The following is a 16,046-nucleotide window of genomic DNA, read 5'->3' on the forward strand; positions in this document are numbered from 1 at the left end:
CAACGACCCCTGCTCCCCACCCCCCCGCCCGCCGGGGGGGGGGGGGCGGGGGCCCCCCCCCGACCGTGGCCCGCAGGGTGCGGGGTCCTGTGGACCAGGGTCCGTCCTCAAGCGCCGGGTGGGCTGGGTGGAGGCTTTCGTGGGCTCAGGGGCGGGGGTTGGTCAGGCCCGCGCGGCGGAGGGCGTCCGCCATCGCGCCGCCTCCCTGCGGAGGGGCCTGCCGGGCGCCACCCCCACCCCCACCCCGGACCCTCTGCTGCGGACGCCCCCCGCGCTCGCGCTCCCGCTCCCGCTTCGGCGCCCCCGCCACCTCATCCTCCAGCCGCAGCGTCAGCGAAATCCGCTTCCGCGGGATGTCCACCTCCAGCACCTTCACCCTCACCACATCCCCCGGCTTCACCACATCCCGCGGGTCCTTCACAAAGCTCCTGGACATGGCCGACACATGCACCAGCCCGTCCTGGTGGACCCCCACATCCACAAAGGCCCCGAAGGCCGCGACATTGGTCACCACCCCTTCGAGCACCATCCCGGAGGCCAGATCGCCGATCTTCTCGACCCCCTCCTTGAAGGTGGCCGTCCGGAAGGCGGGCCTCGGGTCGCGCCCCGGCTTCTCCAGCTCCCGCAGGATGTCGGTCACCGTCGGCAGCCCGAAGCTCTCGTCCACGAAGTCCCCGGGCCTCAGCGACCGCAGCACCCCGGTGTTCCCCACCAGCGACGCGACACCGCCCCCCGTGGCCTTCGCCATCCGCCGCACCACGGGGTACGACTCCGGGTGCACGCTGGACGCGTCCAGCGGGTCGTCGCCGTCGCGGATGCGGAGAAAGCCCGCGCACTGCTCGTACGCCTTCGGGCCGAGCCGCGACACATCCTTCAGCGCCCGCCGGGAGCGGAAGGGACCATGGGCGTCCCGGTGGGCGACGATGTTCTCGGCGAGCCCGGCGCCGATGCCGGAGACCCGGGAGAGCAGTGGCGCGGACGCGGTGTTCACATCCACCCCCACGCCGTTCACACAGTCCTCGACGACCGCGTCGAGCGAGCGCGAGAGCTTCACCTCCGCCAGATCGTGCTGGTACTGGCCGACGCCGATCGACTTGGGGTCGATCTTCACCAGCTCCGCCAGCGGGTCCTGGAGCCTGCGGGCGATGGAGACGGCGCCCCGCAGCGACACATCGAGACCGGGCAGCTCCTGCGAGGCGAACGCGGACGCCGAGTACACCGAAGCGCCCGCCTCCGAGACCATCACCTTGGTGAGGTTCAGCTCAGGGTGGCGGGTGATCAGCTCGGCGGCGAGCCGGTCGGTCTCGCGCGACGCCGTGCCGTTGCCGATGGCGACCAGGTCGACCGAGTGCTCCCGGGCGAGCCGGGCCAGCCTCGTCAGCGCCTCGTCCCACCGGTTCGCCGGGACATGGGGATGGATGGTGTCCGTGGCGACGACCTTGCCCGTCGCGTCGACGACCGCCACCTTCACCCCCGTACGGAAACCGGGGTCCAGGCCCAGGGTGGCCCGGGTGCCGGCCGGCGCGGCGAGCAGCAGATCCCGGAGGTTGGACGCGAAGACCCGTACCGCCTCGTCCTCCGCCGCGGTGCGCAGCCGCATCCGCAGATCGATCCCCAGGTGCACCAGAATCCGGGTCCGCCAGGCCCAGCGGACGGTGTCCGCGAGCCAGGGATCGGCCGGGCGCCCCCGCGCGGCCACGCCGAAGCGCCGGGCCACCATGGACTCGTAGGCGGTGGGGCCCTCGGCGGGTGCCTCCTCGGGCTCCAGCGCCAGATCGAGCACATCCTCCTTCTCGCCCCGGAGCATGGCCAGCACCCGGTGGGAGGGGAGCGCGGTGAACGGCTCGGCGAAGGAGAAGTAGTCGGCGAACTTCGCGCCCGCCTCCTCCTTGCCGTCCCGGACCCTCGCCGAGAGCCGGCCCCGGGTCCACATCCGCTCGCGCAGTTCGCCGATCAGATCGGCGTCCTCCGAGAACCGCTCGGTGAGGATCGCCCTCGCCCCCTCCAGGGCCGCGGCCGGATCGGCCACCCCCCGGTCCGGACCCACGAAGGCCGCCGCCGCGACGAGCGGCTCCACCGACGGATCGCCGAGGAGCCCCTCGGCCAGCGGTTCGAGCCCCGCCTCCCGGGCGATCTGGGCCTTGGTGCGCCGCTTGGGCTTGAAGGGCAGATAGATGTCCTCCAGCCGCGCCTTGGTGTCGGCGGCCCGAATCCGCGCCTCCAGCGCGTCGTCCAGCCTGCCCTGCTCGCGCACCGACTCCAGGATCGCGGTCCGCCGCTCCTCCAGTTCCCGCAGATAGCGCAGCCGCTCCTCCAGCGCGCGCAACTGCGCGTCGTCGAGCGTCTCGGTCGCCTCTTTGCGGTAGCGCGCGATGAACGGCACCGTCGATCCGCCGTCGAGCAGCTCGACGGCCGCCCTGACCTGCCGCTCCCGTACGCCGAGTTCCCCGGCGATCCTGCCTTCGATGGACGTCGTCACGATTCCCCGACTCGCCTTCTCCTGCTGGCTGTGCTGGAGACTGCATTGTGCCGGGTGAGCGCGGGCGATGTCGCGCACCCCGGTCCCCCCGCACCGCCCCCGGGCCGGATCGCCCCCGCTCCCGCTTCGGCGCCCCCGCCTCCCGGCCGGTTCTCAGGCCCGGGCGGCGACCTCGTCGGGGAAGGCCCCGGCCGCCGCCGCCCGGTGCAGGAACCCCCTGCCCAGCTCCGTCAGCCGGGCCACGCCCTCCGCGCCCAGGTGGTCGTACGGCTCCCGGCCCAGCCGGTCCGTCAACTCCTCCAGCTCCTCCCGGAGACGGACGCCGTCCCGGGTCAGCTCGCCCTCCGGGTGCAGCAGTCCGCGGTCGCGCAGCCGCTCCTGGGCCGCCTCCCAGTCGGACCGCTCCCAGCCCCGGGTGGCCAGGAGCAGCCGGGGCGGCAGCCCCCGGCCCGTCGCGGTGTGGCTCACCAGGGCCTCCAGCGGGTCCAGCCCCAGGGCGAGCAGCGCGGCGACATGCCCGTCGCCCCGGTGTTCCCGGAGCAGCGTGGCGGCGTGCCAGTACGCGAGGTGCGGCTCGCCGGGCACCGGCAGCTCCGCGTGGGCCGCGTACAGCGGGCGGGCGTGCGGACGGCACCCCTCGGCGGCACGCAGCGCCAGCTCCGCCGCCTCCGCGAGTCCGTCGGAGGCGAGGACCTCGTCGCCGAGCAGCCGCCGCAGCGTGGTGTCCACCGCCCGCAGCCGGGCCCGGAGCACCTCCTGGGGGGACGCGGTCTCCCACGCGGCGGGCAGATACCGCGCGATCCGGGCGGGGTTGTAGTTGTAGAAGACGGCCGCGACCGCCCCGGGCCCGACCGGTCCCAGCGGCGCGGCCCGGGTGAGGATCAGCGGTGCGACGGCGTCGGATATCCCGATCCCGGCCAGTTCCTTCCCCAGGTCGGGCGAGAAGTAGCTCGTCGCGTGCATCGCGTTGAGCGTGTCGTGGCAGCGGCGGCCCGCCCGCGCCATGGGGTCCAGCGGCTCGGAGATCATGGTCCAGCACCTTTCCAACGGCTCGGCTGTCCCCGGAAGGGTATTCCCCGGGAGACGGCCGGGAACGGGCGCCCGGGCGGCGGGACGCCCCGCCCGCCGCCCCCGCCCTTTCTCACCCCCGCCAGGTGAAGCGCGGGGCGCGCCGCTCCAGAAAGGCGGCGATGCCCTCGGCGGTGTCGCCGCCCGGCGCCCCCTGCCCGGCCGCCTGCCGGTCCCAGTGCTCGTCCCGGTCCCGCCGCCCCGACGCGAACTCCTTGGCCGCCGTCTGGGTCAGCCCCGAGCGCGCCACCAGGACAGCGGTGAACGCCGCGACCCGGGCGTCCAGTTCGCCGGCGGGGAGCACCTCGTCCACCAGACCGGTGCGCAGCGCCCGCCCGGTGTCGATCAACTCCCCGGAGAACAGCAGATACTTGGCCGCGGAGGGGCCGGTCAGCGCGACCAGGCGCCGGGTGGAGGAGCCCGGATAGACGATCCCGAGCTTCGCCGGGGTCACACCGAACCGCGCGCCCTCCTCCGCGAACCGCAGATCGCACGCGGCGGCGAGCTGACAGCCGCCGCCCACGCAGTAGCCGCGCACGGCCGCCACCGTCGGCCGGGGGAACGCCGCGAGCGCCTCCTCGGCACGGACCGCGAGATCCTGCGGGAGCAGACCGTCCGCCCCGGGCCGGCCGAGCGAGGAGATGTCCGCCCCGGCGCAGAACACCGGCCCGTCGCCGGTGAGCACCAGGGCCCGTACGGCGGGGTCCGCGGCGAGCGCTCCCAGCAGCGCGGGCAGCGCGCCCCACATCTCGGCGGTCATCGCGTTCCGCTTGGCGGGATTGCTGATGACCACGGTGGCGACACCGTCCGTCACGGTGTGTGTCAGGCGAGGTACCGGCTGCGGCTGCTCCATGCGCCGGATGCTATCCGGCGCCGCCGGACCTACGATCGGGAGCGGGGGTACGCGGGGGAGCTGGCGAGGAGGAAGCGATGGCCGGTCCCACGCAGGAGCCCAGAGCGCTGAAGCGGGGTTTCGGCCTGCTGGCCGCCCTCGGTGTGATCCTGGTGATCGCCGGGCTCGTGGGCCTGATCTACACCGGGGTCGCCACCCTCACCTCGATGCTGCTCTTCGGCTGGCTGCTGCTGGTCGGCGGGGTGGTGGGCCTGGTCCACGCCGTCCAGTCGCGCGGCAGCGACTTCTTCTGGCTGGCCGTGGTGGTGGCCGCCCTGAACATCGCCGCGGGCGTCGTCGTCATCCGCCACCCCGAGGGTTCGGCGGAGGCCCTCACCCTCTTCGCCGCGCTGCTCTTCCTCACGGGCGGGCTCTTCCGGCTGGTGGGCTCCCTGGTGGTGCGCGGGCCGCAGTTCGGCTGGATGCTCTTCCAGGGCGCGTTCGGGGTGCTGCTGGGCATCCTGGTGCTGGGGAACTGGCCGGAGAGCAGCCGCTATGTCCTCGGGCTCTTCTTCTCGCTGGCGCTGCTCTTCGACGGTCTCGGACTGATCGCCATCGGCCTCGGCGGGCGCCGGATCGTCGGTCTGGTCGCCGAGCCGGCCGGGCCGGCGGACCCCGGAGCCGCCCCGCCGGGCCACCGCTCCTGACCCCGGCGGCCGAGGGCGTCCCGGCCCCGGCGGCGCGTGGAACGGCCATCAGCGGATAGGGCCATCAGAAGATCAGGACCAGTCGCGGAGTCCTGCCCCTGTCCTACGCACCCGGTCAGAAGATGTCGATTGGTGCCGACTTCTGCTCACTGACCCGGACCGGAGCGGGACACTGCCAACACTCGTCACCCAGAGGTCAGTGGCAGTCGAACGAGGGTGGGTGCCGGAGCCATGGAGAGCCGCGGGAGAGTGCCCGCCCGGCCACTGTCGTACGAGGGAGTGTGGAGATTCACCGCTCCGGCCGTCGAGGTCTCGGTGCCCCGGGCCCGGCACGCGGTCCGGGACCTGCTGCGCCGCCAGGGCGTACCGGCCGGGGACGAGACCGTCGAGGGCCTGCTGCTGATCGTCTCGGAGCTGGTCACCAACGCCGTGAGACACGCCGCCCCGCTCTCGCCGGAGCTGGCCCTCGAAGTCGCCGTCCGCACCGGCACCGTCCGCGTCTCGGTGGAGGACGACCACCCCTGCCGGCCCCGGGCCCTGGAGTCGGACTGGCGGCAGACCGGCGGCCGGGGGCTGCTCCTCGTCCGGGAGATCACCCGGGGCGCGGGCGGCGCCCACGACGTCGAGCACACGGCGGGGGGCGGGAAGGTCGTCTGGGCCGAGCTGCCGCTGCTGCCCGGGCCGCGGGCCGGGGGTGCCGCGGGGCCCGGCTGAGCCCCGTGGCGCCCCCGGTGCGCGTCACCAGCCTCCGGCCGGTCCCGTCAGCTCCCTGATCGCCGGGCGGGCGGCGTCCAGCACCGTCATGAACCACGCCGAGAACGGGGCCGAGCCGTGCCGCTCGGCCAGCTCGTCGGGGGTCACGAAGGCGGTCTCGCCGACCTCCTCCGGATCGGGCCGCAGCGGAGCCTGCACCAGCCCGACGAAGAGGTGGTTGTACTCCTGCTCCACCAGGCCCGACGCGGGGTCCGGGTGGTTGTAGCGGACCGTGCCCGCCTCCGCGAGCAGCGAGGGCGAAAGACCCAGCTCCTCGTACGTCCGCCGGGCGGCGGCGGCGAAGGGCGCCTCACCGGGGTAGGGGTGGCCGCAGCAGGTGTTCGACCAGACACCGGGGGAGTGGTACTTCTCCAGCGCGCGGCGCTGGAGCAGCAGCCGCCCCCGCTCGTCGAAGAGGAACACCGAGAACGCCCGGTGCAGCTGCCCCGGGGCCTGGTGGGCGGTGAGCTTCTCCGCGGTGCCGATGGTGGTGCCGTCTTCGTCGACCAGTTCGAGCAGAATCGCTTGTGGTGCACCGTTCGACACGCCGCTGGCGGTGGCCGATGAGGTCGGTGAGCTCGGCATAACCATCCTTCGCTGTGGTCCTCGCCCTGAGGGGCCCTGCCCAGTCTGCCGTACAAAAGCTGCTTGTCCGATCCGCAACTCCGCCGGCGCCGCCGCCACGGTCTCAGTGGCAGAGGCTGGCCTCGTGTTCCGCGTGGCCGACGGGTTCCAGCTGGAAGGTGCAGTGCTCCACGTCGAAGTGGGAGCCCAGGCAGCCCTGCAGATCGTGCAGCATCCTCTCGTGGCCGACGGAGTTCAGCACATTCTGGCTCACCACCACATGAGCGGAAAGTACCGGCATCCCCGAGGTGATCGTCCACGCGTGCAGATCGTGGACGTCCTCCACTCCCTCCAGCTCCAGGATGTGGGTCCGCACCTCGGCCATGTCGACGTTCTTGGGAGCCGCCTCCAGGAGCACGTTCAGCGTCTCCCTCAGCAGCTTCACCGTGCGCGGCACGATCATCAGGCCGATGACCAGCGAGGCGATCGGGTCGGCCGCCTGCCAGCCGGTGGTGAGGATGATCGTCGCCGAGATCAGGACGGCGACCGAGCCGAGCGCGTCGTTGAGCACCTCCAGATAGGCGCCGCGCACATTCAGGCTGTCCTTCTGCCCGCGCATCAGCAGCGAGAGCGAGATCACATTGGCGATCAGGCCCACGAGGGCGAAGACGATCGTCAGCCCGCCCTCGGTCTCGGTCGGGGTGATGAACCGCTGCACCGCCTCGTACAGCACATAGCCGCCGACGCCCAGCAGCAGGAGACAGTTGGCGAGCGCCGCGAGGATCTCCGCCCGGGCGAAGCCGAAGGTGCGGTTGGTGCTGGGCGGCCGGTTCGCGAAGTGGATCGCGAGCAGCGCCATGGCGAGGCCGATGCCGTCCGTCGCCATATGGGCCGCGTCGGCGACCAGTGCCAGGGAGCCCGTGACGACCCCGCCGGCTATCTCCAGGACCATCACGCTCAGTGTGATGGTCAGCGCTATGCGCAGCCGCCCCCGGTAGGCCGCGGCGGCGGTACCGGTCGGCGGCGGCCCGCCGTGCGTGTGTCCGTGATCGTGCCCAGCCCCCATCGAGAACTCCTCCAGCTCGTCGGAAGTCATCGGAAATCGATCTGTTCCGCGACCTCAGTGAACTACGGGAGGGGGGTATGGGCAACACGGCACTGAACACCGTTGTCATATCGCCTGACCTGCGGAAACGATCCGCAGGTCAGGCGTGGTGCGATCATCGCGCAGGGCGGTTCGGGGATCAGCGCGCGCCGGCGCCGGGGTGGCGCAGGCACCACCCCCGCCAGGCCGACTCGACCATCTCGCGGACCCCCCGCGAGGCCGACCAGCCGAGCTCCTTCGCGATCAGGTCCACCGACGCGACCGCCCGCGCCGCGTCCCCCGGGCGGCGCGGCTCGACCACCGGCTCCACCGGGCGCCCGGTGACCTCGCCCACCAGGGTCGCCAGCTCGCGCACCGAGACCCCGCCGCCCCGGCCGATGTTCACCGTGAGGTCCCCGGGGCCGTCCTGGCCGGCGAGCCTGCGGGCCACCGTGAGATGCGCGTCGGCGAGATCCGCGACATGGATGTAGTCGCGGACACAGGTGCCGTCCGGGGTCGGATAGTCGTCACCGAAGATCCTCGGCTCCTCGCCCCGGGTGATCCGGTCGAAGAACATCGGAATGATGTTGAACACCCCGGTGTCCGCCAGCTCGGGCGCGGCCGTGCCCGCCACGTTGAAGTAGCGCAGACAGGCCGTGGACAGGGAGTGGGCCCGGCCCGCCGACCGCACCAGCCACTCGCCGGCCAGCTTGGTCTCGCCGTAGGGGTTGATCGGCACACAGGGCGCCGTCTCCGGGATCACGTCCAGCTCGGGCACCCCGTACACCGCCGCCGACGACGAGAAGAGGAAGCTGCGCACCCCCGCGGCGACGACCGCGTCCAGCAGCACGGTCAGCCCGTGCACATTCTCCCGGTAGTAGCGCAGCGGCTGCTCCACCGACTCCCCGACCTGCTTCTTCGCCGCGAGATGCACCACGCCGGTGACCTCGTGCTCCGCGAGGACACGGTCCAGCAGCTCCCGGTCCAGCACCGTCCCCCGTACCACCGCCATCCCCTCGGGCAGCCGCTCGGCGACCCCCGACGACATGTCGTCCAGCACGACGACCCGCTCGCCGGCCTCCGCCATCGCCCGCGTCACATGCGCGCCGATGTACCCCGCTCCACCTGTGATCAGCCAAGTCATGACCGCCACCCTAGAGCCTGCCTTCCGGAATCCGCCGGGCCCGGGTTCCCGGGCACCGCTCGCCCATCCGGCGCGATCCGGCCCCCGGGCCGGGAGCCCGGGCCCGGCCCGGGGCGGTTTGGTGGGCCGGGCACCGATCGACGATGATGATCTCCGGCCGGGCCCTCTCTCGGGGCGCTGTCACGGTGATCGGTGCCCGATCGGGGCGTAAACGGCCAGTGAACTCCCCTCTGAGGGCATCCGATAGCCTCTGCCGAAGCCTCAGCCGATGTGCTGCCGCCCGTGCGACGGGCCGCGCCGTCGCGCTCCCACACCTCTCGGTTCCAAGGAGTGAGTTCGCCTGTCGACCGCCATCCTCACCGGTCCGCCCGTGCCCGGATCGTCGCTTGAGGCCGATCTGCGGTCGCTGGGCTTCGACGTACGGGTCTCCCCGGGAGCCGGCCGCACGGCCGAGCTGATCGCCGCCGTACCGGCCGCCGACCGGGTCGCCGTCGTCGACGCGCGCTTCGTCGGACACGTCCACTCGCTCCGGCTCGCGCTGACCGACCCCCGCTTCCCCGCTGCGGCCGTCCCCGGCGCGGTGACCGCCCGGCCCGAGGCCCGGGCCGCCCTCGCCCGGGCGCTCGACGCCACGGCCGGCAACGACACCGTGGTGCCCGACGCGCTCGCCGGTGCCCTCGGCGAGCAGGGCACCGCCGTGCACCGGCCCGAGCTGGGCTCGCTCGTCGCCACCGTGCCCGGCGACCCCCAGGCCCGCAACGAGGCCCGGCAGTCCGTCGCCGCCGTCGACGACGAGGCCGTACGGCTGCGCTCCTCGGTCAAGGCCCGGGACGGCTTCTTCACCACCCACTGCGTCAGCCCCTACTCGCGCCATCTCGCCCGCTGGTGCGCCCGCCGGGGCTTCACCCCCAACCAGGTCACCACCGCGTCCCTGATCACCGCGCTGATCGCGGCCGGAGCCGCGGCCACCGGGACCCGGGGCGGCTTCGTCGCGGCCGGCGTGCTGCTGCTCCTCTCCTTCGTCCTGGACTGCGCCGACGGGCAGCTCGCCCGCTACTCCCTCCAGTACTCCACGCTGGGCGCCTGGCTGGACGCCACCTTCGACCGCGCCAAGGAGTACGCCTACTACGCGGGCCTCGCCCTGGGCGCCGCCCGGGGCGGTGACGACGTCTGGGCCCTGGCGCTCGGCGCGATGGTCCTCCAGACCTGCCGCCATGTCGTGGACTTCTCCTTCAACGAGGCCAACCACGACGCGGTCTCCAACACCAGCCCCACCGCCGCCCTCTCCGACAAGCTCGACAGCGTCGGCTGGACGGTCTGGGTGCGCCGGATGATCGTGCTCCCCATCGGCGAGCGCTGGGCCATGATCGCCGTGCTGACCGCCCTCACCACTCCGAGGATCGTCTTCTGGGCACTCCTCGTCGGCTGCGGTTTCGCCGCCTGCTACACCACGGCCGGCCGGCTGCTCCGCTCGCTGACCCGCAGGGCGCGGCGGACCGACCGGGCCGCCGGGGCGCTGGCCGACCTCGCCGACTCCGGGCCCCTCGCGCAGGCCGTCGCCCGCGCCGGGCGCCCGCTGGTCCGGCCGCTGCCCGCCATGGCCCCGCCCGTCATCGCCCTCATCGGCGGCGGCGCGCTCGTGGCGACCGCCGCCCTCGCCGAGTACGGGTCGCCCTGGCCCGTGCTCGCCGCCGCGGTGTACGTGATCACCTCGGGCCTCGCCGTCGCCCGCCCCCTCAAGGGAGCGCTCGACTGGCTCGTCCCGCCGGTGTTCCGGGCCGCCGAGTACGGAGCCGTACTGGCCCTCGCGGTCCGCGCGGACACCCCCGGCGCCCTCCCGGCGGCTTTCGGGCTGGTCTCGGCCGTCGCCTACCATCACTACGACACGGTCTACCGCATCCGGGGGGGAACGGGTGCGCCCCCGCAGTGGCTGGTGCGGGTGATCGGCGGACACGAGGGCCGGATCACGGCCGTCGCCCTGCTGGCCGCCCTGATGGCCGCCACCGATTTCACCACCGCGCTGACGGCCCTGGCCGTCATCGTCGCTCTCGTGGTGCTGGTGGAGAGCATCCGCTTCTGGGTGTCCTCCTCCGCACCCGCCGTACATGACGAAGGAGAACCCGCATGATCGGCCTTGTCCTGGCCGCCGGTGCCGGACGGCGTCTTCGCCCCTACACCGACACGCTCCCGAAGGCCCTCGTGCCCGTAGGCCCTGAGAAGGACGGAGTCGCGAAGACCGTCCTCGATCTGACCCTCGCCAACTTCGCCGAGATCGGCCTCACCGAGGTCGCGATCGTCGTCGGCTACCGCAAGGAGGCCGTCTACGCACGCCAGGCCGAGCTGGAGGCCACCTACGGCCTCAAGCTCACCCTGGTGGAGAACGACAAGGCGGAGGAGTGGAACAACGCCTACTCCCTGTGGTGCGCCCGTGACGTCCTCAAGCGCGGAGTCATCCTCGCCAACGGCGACACCGTCCACCCGGTCTCCGTCGAGCGCACCCTGCTCGCCGCCCGCGGCGAGGGCAAGAAGATCATCCTCGCCCTCGACACGGTGAAGCAGCTCGCCGACGAGGAGATGAAGGTGATCACCGAGGACGGCCTCGGAGTGCGCCGGATCACCAAGCTCATGGACCCCGCCGGGGCCACCGGCGAGTACATCGGTGTCACCCTCATCGAGCCCGAGGCCGCCGAGGAACTGGCCGACGCGCTCAAGGCCACCTTCGAGCGCGACCCCGACCTCTACTACGAGGACGGCTACCAGGAGCTGGTCAACCGCGGCTTCACCGTGGACGTGGCCCCCATCGGCGAGGTCACCTGGGTGGAGATCGACAACCACGACGACCTCGCGAAGGGCCGTGAGATCGCGTGCCAGTACTGACCCGGCTCATCCCGTCGCCGGTCGTCGTCGACATCCGCCGGGGCGCGCTGGACGATCTGGCCGGCCTCCTCGCCGACCAGCGGATCTCGGCGTCCGGCAAGCTCGCCGTCGCGATGAGCGGCGGCTCCGGCCGGACGCTGCGCGAGAAGCTGGCGCCGGTGCTGCCCGGCGCCGACTGGTACGAGGTCGCCGACGGCACCATCGACTCCGCCGTCCGGCTCGCCGACGCCATCAAGGGCCAGCGGTACGACGCGGTGGTCGGCCTCGGCGGTGGCAAGATCATCGACGTGACCAAGTACGCGGCGGCCCGCCTCGGGCTGCCGATGGTCTCGGTCGCCACCAACCTCGCCCACGACGGCATCTGCTCACCGGTCGCCACCCTCGACAACGACAACGGCCGCGGCTCCTACGGCGTCCCCACGCCCATCGCCATGGTCATCGACCTCGATGTCATCCGCGACGCCCCGGCCCGGTTCATCCGCTCCGGCATCGGCGACACGATCTCCAACCTCTCCGCCATCGCCGACTGGGAACTCTCCCACCGGGTCATCGACGAGCCCGTCGACGGACTCGCCGCCGCCATGGCCCGCGCGGCGGGGGAGTCCGTGCTGCGCCACCCCGGCGGCATCGCCGATGACGACTTCCTCACCGTCCTCGCCGAGTCCCTGGTCATCACCGGCATCGCCATGTCGATCAGCGGGGACACCCGCCCGTCGTCCGGCGCCTGCCACGAGATCAGCCACGCCTTCGACCTGCTGTACCCGCAGCGCGCCGCCAGCCACGGTGAACAGGTCGGCATGGGGGCGGCCTTCGCGATGCATCTGCGCGGAGCGGCCGACGAGTCCGGTCTCTACGCCGATGTGCTGCGCCGGCACGGACTGCCGGTGCTCCCCGACGAAATCGGTTTCTCCCCCGACGAGTTCGTGGCAGCGGTGGAGTACGCCCCGCAGACCCGGCCGGGCCGCTTCACCATCCTTGAGCACCTCGACCTCTCCACCGACCAGATCAGGGACGCGTACGCCGACTATGCCAAGACCATCCGTAGCTGAACTCCGCCCGGTCGTTCACCCGGAGGGAGTGAAGGACCGGCGCAGCGGCGAGCACTGGGCCGGGCGCCTGTACATGCGGGAGATCTCGCTCCACGTCGACCCGTATCTGGTCAACACCAGGATCACGCCCAACCAGCTCACCTACCTCATGATCGTGGTGGGTGTCGCCGGCGGCGCCGCCCTGCTGATCCCCGGGCTGACCGGCGCGATCCTCGCGGTCGTGCTGTTCCAGGTCTATCTGCTGCTGGACTGCGTGGACGGAGAGGTCGCCCGCTGGCGCGGACAGACCTCGATCACCGGGGTCTATCTCGACCGGATCGGTCACTACCTCTGCGAGGCGGCGCTGCTGATCGGCTTCGGCGTCCGCGGCGCCGACGCCCTCGGCGCCGGCCGCCCCGAGTGGCTGTGGGCCTTCCTGGGCACCCTCGCCGCCCTCGGCGCGATCCTGATCAAGGCGGAGACCGACCTGGTCGACGTCGCCCGGCAGCGCAGCGGGCTGCCCGCGGTCAAGGACGAGGCCTCCGTGCCCCGCTCCTCCGGCCTGGCGCTCGCCCGCCGTGCCGCCGCCGCGCTCAAGTTCCACCGGCTCGTCGGCGGGATCGAGGCGAGCCTGTTCATCCTGGTGATGGCGGTGCTCGACACCGTCTCGGGCGATCTGTTCTTCACCCGGCTCGGGATCGCGGTCCTCGCCGGTATCGCGGTCGTCCAGACACTGCTGCACCTGGTGTCGATCCTCGCCTCCAGCAGGCTGAAGTGACCGCGTCCCTCACCCTGGGCGCGGTGATCATCACCAAGGGCGACCGCCCCGATGATCCCCGCGCCCTGCTCGGCCCGGCCGCCGCGCGGAGGGGCGGCCGGGCCGGGGCGTCCGTCGTCGGCGCCGGCACCCCGGTGACCGGCTCCGGCGGCCTCCCGCCCGGCGCGCGCACCGTCGGGCCGCCCGGGAACCCGGGCACCCCCGGCGGGCGCACCGCCGGTACCGGGGCGTCCGGACCGGCCGGCTCCGGCGCCCCGCTCGTCCCGGACGGCGACGGACTGCCGCCGGACCCCGCCGGCCCCGCGGAGCCGGCGCGCGAGGCCCTCGCCGCCGACCCGGAGCCGGGAGTCCTCCCGTTCCGGATCGCCGGCGAGGCCACCGGCCGCGCCCGGCCCCGCCGTCTCCCGAGGCTGCGCGCCGCCGACCCGACGCGCTCCTCACGGGTGACGGCCTTCCCCGGCGCCGCACGGACCCGGACCCCGGTGATCGCCGAGGCCGGACCGCCGTCCGGAGAGTTCCTCCGCGCCCACGAGGGGACCGGCCTCGCCCGGCGGGCGCCGGACGCGGGCCGGATGCCCGGCCACCGCTCGGACCTGCCGCTGTCCCGTCCCACGACGGCCCCGTTCCGGCACGCGGTCCACCACCGGACGGCCGCCCGCGACCGGGTCCGGCCCGCGCGCCGCAATCCGCCCGCCCCGCTGGTGCCCCGCTGCCCCGGCGTCCGGGTGCTCCTCACCCTGGCCCGCCGCCCCCCGCCGGCAGCGCCGGCGGCACGGGAGGGCCGCCGCACACCGTGCGGACCCCGGCGGCCGATGAAGTGGCGCACCGTGCGGCGGCTCACCCGACTGGGCCGTCCTCCGGTGATCTGACAAGCTTGGGCCTTGAGAGCTCCGGGCGCACTCCGGGTTTCCGGCGATGTCCGGGGCCGCGCCCCCACTGCCGCGCATCTCGAAGACGAAAGTATCCCCTTGTGAGTGACACAACCCATGACGGTGCGATCACGATGACCGCCCGGCCATCGGCCGACGACGGTCTGTCCCCGGCGCAGCTCGCCGCCAAGCACGGTCTTTCGGTCAGCGGCGCCCGCCCGGGACTGGCCGACTACATCCGGCAGCTCTGGGGCCGGCGCCACTTCATCCTGGCCTTCTCGCAGGCCAAGCTGACGGCCCAGTACAGCAAGGCCAAGCTGGGCCAGCTCTGGCAGGTGGTGACCCCGCTGCTCAACGCGCTGGTCTACTACCTGATCTTCGGACTCATCCTCGGGACGAAGGATGACATGTCCAATGATGTCTTCGTTCCGTTCCTGGTGACCGGTGTCTTCGTCTTCACCTTCACCCAGAGCTCGGTGATGGCGGGTGTACGGGCCATCTCGGGCAACCTGGGACTGGTCCGGGCCCTCCACTTCCCGCGCGCCTCGCTGCCCATCTCCTTCGCGCTCCAGCAGCTCCAGCAGCTGCTGTTCTCGATGGTGGTGCTGCTGGCGATCGTGATGGCCTTCGGCAGCTACCCCTCGCTGTCCTGGCTGCTGGTGCTCCCCGCGCTGGTGCTCCAGTTCGCCTTCAACACCGGTCTGGCACTGATCATGGCCCGGCTCGGCAGCAAGACGCCGGACCTGGCCCAGCTGATGCCGTTCATCATGCGGACCTGGATGTACGCGTCCGGTGTGATGTTCTCCATCCCGATCATGCTCAAGGACAAGCCGGCCTGGATCGCCGATGTGCTCCAGTGGAACCCCGCGGCGGTCTACATGGACCTGATCCGCTTCGCGCTGATCGACGGCTACGGTTCCGAGAACCTGCCGAACCACGTCTGGGCCCTGGCACTGGGCTGGGCGGTCGTCTTCGGCGTCCTCGGTTTTGTGTACTTCTGGAAGGCTGAAGAGCGGTATGGCCGTGGCTGAGAACACCACCGAACGCATCCCCACCGTCATCGCCGACGATGTCCACATCGTCTACCGGGTCCATGGCGCCGGTGGGGGCCGGGGCAGCGCGACCGCGGCGCTCAGCCGGATTCTGCGGCGCAAGAAGGGCGAGCAGCAGCGCGGTGTGCGCGAGGTCCACGCGGTGCGCGGGGTCTCCTTCACGGCCTACCGCGGCGAGGCCATCGGGCTGATCGGCACCAACGGCTCCGGCAAGTCGACCCTGCTGCGGGCCATAGCCGGACTGCTGCCCACCGAGCGCGGCCATGTCTACACCGACGGCCAGCCCTCGCTGCTGGGCGTCAACGCCGCGCTGATGGGCGATCTGACCGGGGAGCGCAATGTGATCCTCGGCGGGCTGGCCATGGGCATGTCGCGCGAGCAGATCCGGGAGCGCTACCAGTCCATCGTCGACTTCTCCGGGATCAACGAGAAGGGCGACTTCATCACCCTGCCGATGCGCACCTACTCCTCCGGCATGGGAGCGCGGCTGCGGTTCTCCATCGCGGCGGCCAAGGACCACGACGTCCTGATGATCGACGAGGCGCTGGCCACCGGTGACCGCAAGTTCCAGATCCGCTCCGAGCAGCGCATCCGTGAGCTGCGCAAGGAGGCCGGCACGGTCTTCCTGGTCAGCCACAGCAACAAGTCGATCAGGGACACCTGCGACCGGGTGCTCTGGCTGGAGAAGGGGGAGCTGCTGATGGACGGCCCCACCGACGAGGTCCTCAAGGCGTACGAGAAGGAAACCGGCAAGTAGCGACCGCGACGAGACCCCAGGGACCGGAGCGCGCTCCGGCCCCGATCGAGGCCC

The 16,046-nt window shown here is 72.6% G+C and carries 15 protein-coding genes; 9 read left to right on the forward strand and 6 right to left on the reverse strand.

Features of this window, described 5'->3' with window-relative positions; translation table 11 throughout:
- Nucleotides 1-145: 145 nt before the first annotated feature.
- The 3 genes from ABT122_RS26150 to ABT122_RS26160 all read right to left on the reverse strand — a co-directional run bounded on the left by ABT122_RS26150 (nt 146) and on the right by ABT122_RS26160 (nt 4,400).
- Nucleotides 146-2,479: a Tex family protein gene (locus tag ABT122_RS26150; RefSeq protein ID WP_351557030.1), complete on the reverse strand. Its 2,334-nt coding sequence runs from the start codon at nt 2,477-2,479 to the stop codon at nt 146-148.
- 153 nt (nt 2,480-2,632) lie between these two features.
- Nucleotides 2,633-3,508, reverse strand: coding sequence for an SCO6745 family protein (locus tag ABT122_RS26155; protein WP_351557033.1), 876 nt, complete (start codon nt 3,506-3,508; stop codon nt 2,633-2,635).
- Nucleotides 3,509-3,620: 112 nt separating this feature from the next.
- Nucleotides 3,621-4,400, reverse strand: coding sequence for an enoyl-CoA hydratase/isomerase family protein (locus ABT122_RS26160; protein WP_351557036.1), 780 nt, complete (start codon nt 4,398-4,400; stop codon nt 3,621-3,623).
- Nucleotides 4,401-4,477: 77 nt separating this feature from the next.
- Here ABT122_RS26160 and ABT122_RS26165 point away from each other — a divergent pair, with 77 nt between their 5' ends.
- Together ABT122_RS26165 and ABT122_RS26170 are read left to right on the forward strand one after the other, a co-directional pair.
- On the forward strand, nt 4,478-5,086 hold the full coding sequence (locus ABT122_RS26165) for an HdeD family acid-resistance protein (RefSeq protein ID WP_351557039.1): 609 nt from the start codon (nt 4,478-4,480) through the stop codon (nt 5,084-5,086).
- Between the two features lie 231 nt (nt 5,087-5,317).
- A complete protein-coding gene (locus ABT122_RS26170; protein ID WP_351557042.1) occupies nt 5,318-5,800 on the forward strand; it encodes an ATP-binding protein in 483 nt (160 codons plus the stop codon).
- Between the two features lie 24 nt (nt 5,801-5,824).
- On the opposite strand, the gene idi is transcribed toward ABT122_RS26170, so the two are convergent.
- From idi to galE, 3 genes are all read right to left on the reverse strand, one after another.
- Entirely contained in the window at nt 5,825-6,430 is a 606-nt protein-coding gene (gene idi / locus ABT122_RS26175; RefSeq protein WP_451069033.1) for an isopentenyl-diphosphate Delta-isomerase, read from the reverse strand.
- Nucleotides 6,431-6,527: 97 nt separating this feature from the next.
- Nucleotides 6,528-7,469 (reverse strand): cation diffusion facilitator family transporter, encoded by a 942-nt coding sequence (locus tag ABT122_RS26180; RefSeq protein WP_351557131.1) that lies wholly within the window; start codon nt 7,467-7,469, stop codon nt 6,528-6,530.
- Nucleotides 7,470-7,647: 178 nt separating this feature from the next.
- Nucleotides 7,648-8,631: a UDP-glucose 4-epimerase GalE gene (gene galE / locus ABT122_RS26185; protein WP_351557047.1), complete on the reverse strand. Its 984-nt coding sequence runs from the start codon at nt 8,629-8,631 to the stop codon at nt 7,648-7,650.
- Nucleotides 8,632-8,971: 340 nt separating this feature from the next.
- Between galE and ABT122_RS26190 the strand changes: the two genes are divergently transcribed.
- The 7 genes from ABT122_RS26190 (at nt 8,972) to ABT122_RS26220 (ending at nt 15,992) form a co-directional block, all read left to right on the forward strand.
- A complete protein-coding gene (locus tag ABT122_RS26190) occupies nt 8,972-10,759 on the forward strand; it encodes a DUF5941 domain-containing protein (protein ID WP_351557134.1) in 1,788 nt (595 codons plus the stop codon).
- Nucleotides 10,756-11,508 (forward strand): phosphocholine cytidylyltransferase family protein, encoded by a 753-nt coding sequence (locus tag ABT122_RS26195; RefSeq protein ID WP_351557050.1) that lies wholly within the window; start codon nt 10,756-10,758, stop codon nt 11,506-11,508. Before ABT122_RS26190 ends, ABT122_RS26195 begins: the two co-directional genes overlap by 4 nt.
- Nucleotides 11,496-12,557 carry an iron-containing alcohol dehydrogenase family protein gene (locus ABT122_RS26200; RefSeq protein WP_351557053.1) on the forward strand — a complete coding sequence of 354 codons (1,062 nt, stop codon included), beginning with the start codon at nt 11,496-11,498 and terminating at the stop codon, nt 12,555-12,557. The genes ABT122_RS26195 and ABT122_RS26200 overlap by 13 nt, the downstream gene beginning before the upstream one ends.
- A complete protein-coding gene (locus tag ABT122_RS26205; RefSeq protein WP_351557056.1) occupies nt 12,535-13,314 on the forward strand; it encodes a CDP-alcohol phosphatidyltransferase family protein in 780 nt (259 codons plus the stop codon). The genes ABT122_RS26200 and ABT122_RS26205 overlap by 23 nt, the downstream gene beginning before the upstream one ends.
- On the forward strand, nt 13,311-14,183 hold the full coding sequence (locus ABT122_RS26210) for a glycosyltransferase family 2 protein (protein WP_351557058.1): 873 nt from the start codon (nt 13,311-13,313) through the stop codon (nt 14,181-14,183). The genes ABT122_RS26205 and ABT122_RS26210 overlap by 4 nt, the downstream gene beginning before the upstream one ends.
- Before the next feature lie 101 nt (nt 14,184-14,284).
- Nucleotides 14,285-15,214 carry an ABC transporter permease gene (locus tag ABT122_RS26215; protein ID WP_351557060.1) on the forward strand — a complete coding sequence of 310 codons (930 nt, stop codon included), beginning with the start codon at nt 14,285-14,287 and terminating at the stop codon, nt 15,212-15,214.
- On the forward strand, nt 15,201-15,992 hold the full coding sequence (locus tag ABT122_RS26220; RefSeq protein WP_351557062.1) for an ABC transporter ATP-binding protein: 792 nt from the start codon (nt 15,201-15,203) through the stop codon (nt 15,990-15,992). Before ABT122_RS26215 ends, ABT122_RS26220 begins: the two co-directional genes overlap by 14 nt.
- Nucleotides 15,993-16,046 lie beyond the last annotated feature (54 nt).

It is taken from the genome of Streptomyces sp. NPDC001985 (assembly GCF_040296845.1).
GTDB lineage: Bacteria > Actinomycetota > Actinomycetes > Streptomycetales > Streptomycetaceae > Streptomyces.

Bases quoted from the DNA above. Each gene is read 5' to 3' on its own strand.
- ABT122_RS26165 (WP_351557039.1), top strand. From the start codon at position 4,478: ATGGCCGGTCCCACGCAGGAGCCCAGAGCGCTGAAGCGGGGTTTCGGC.
- idi (WP_451069033.1), bottom strand. From the start codon at position 6,430: ATGGTTATGCCGAGCTCACCGACCTCATCGGCCACCGCCAGCGGCGTG.
- ABT122_RS26180 (WP_351557131.1), bottom strand. From the start codon at position 7,469: ATGGGGGCTGGGCACGATCACGGACACACGCACGGCGGGCCGCCGCCG.
- ABT122_RS26160 (WP_351557036.1), bottom strand. From the start codon at position 4,400: ATGGAGCAGCCGCAGCCGGTACCTCGCCTGACACACACCGTGACGGAC.
- ABT122_RS26205 (WP_351557056.1), top strand. From the start codon at position 12,535: ATGCCAAGACCATCCGTAGCTGAACTCCGCCCGGTCGTTCACCCGGAG.
- ABT122_RS26170 (WP_351557042.1), top strand. From the start codon at position 5,318: ATGGAGAGCCGCGGGAGAGTGCCCGCCCGGCCACTGTCGTACGAGGGA.
- ABT122_RS26155 (WP_351557033.1), bottom strand. From the start codon at position 3,508: ATGATCTCCGAGCCGCTGGACCCCATGGCGCGGGCGGGCCGCCGCTGC.
- ABT122_RS26220 (WP_351557062.1), top strand. From the start codon at position 15,201: ATGGCCGTGGCTGAGAACACCACCGAACGCATCCCCACCGTCATCGCC.
- galE (WP_351557047.1), bottom strand. From the start codon at position 8,631: ATGACTTGGCTGATCACAGGTGGAGCGGGGTACATCGGCGCGCATGTG.
- ABT122_RS26195 (WP_351557050.1), top strand. From the start codon at position 10,756: ATGATCGGCCTTGTCCTGGCCGCCGGTGCCGGACGGCGTCTTCGCCCC.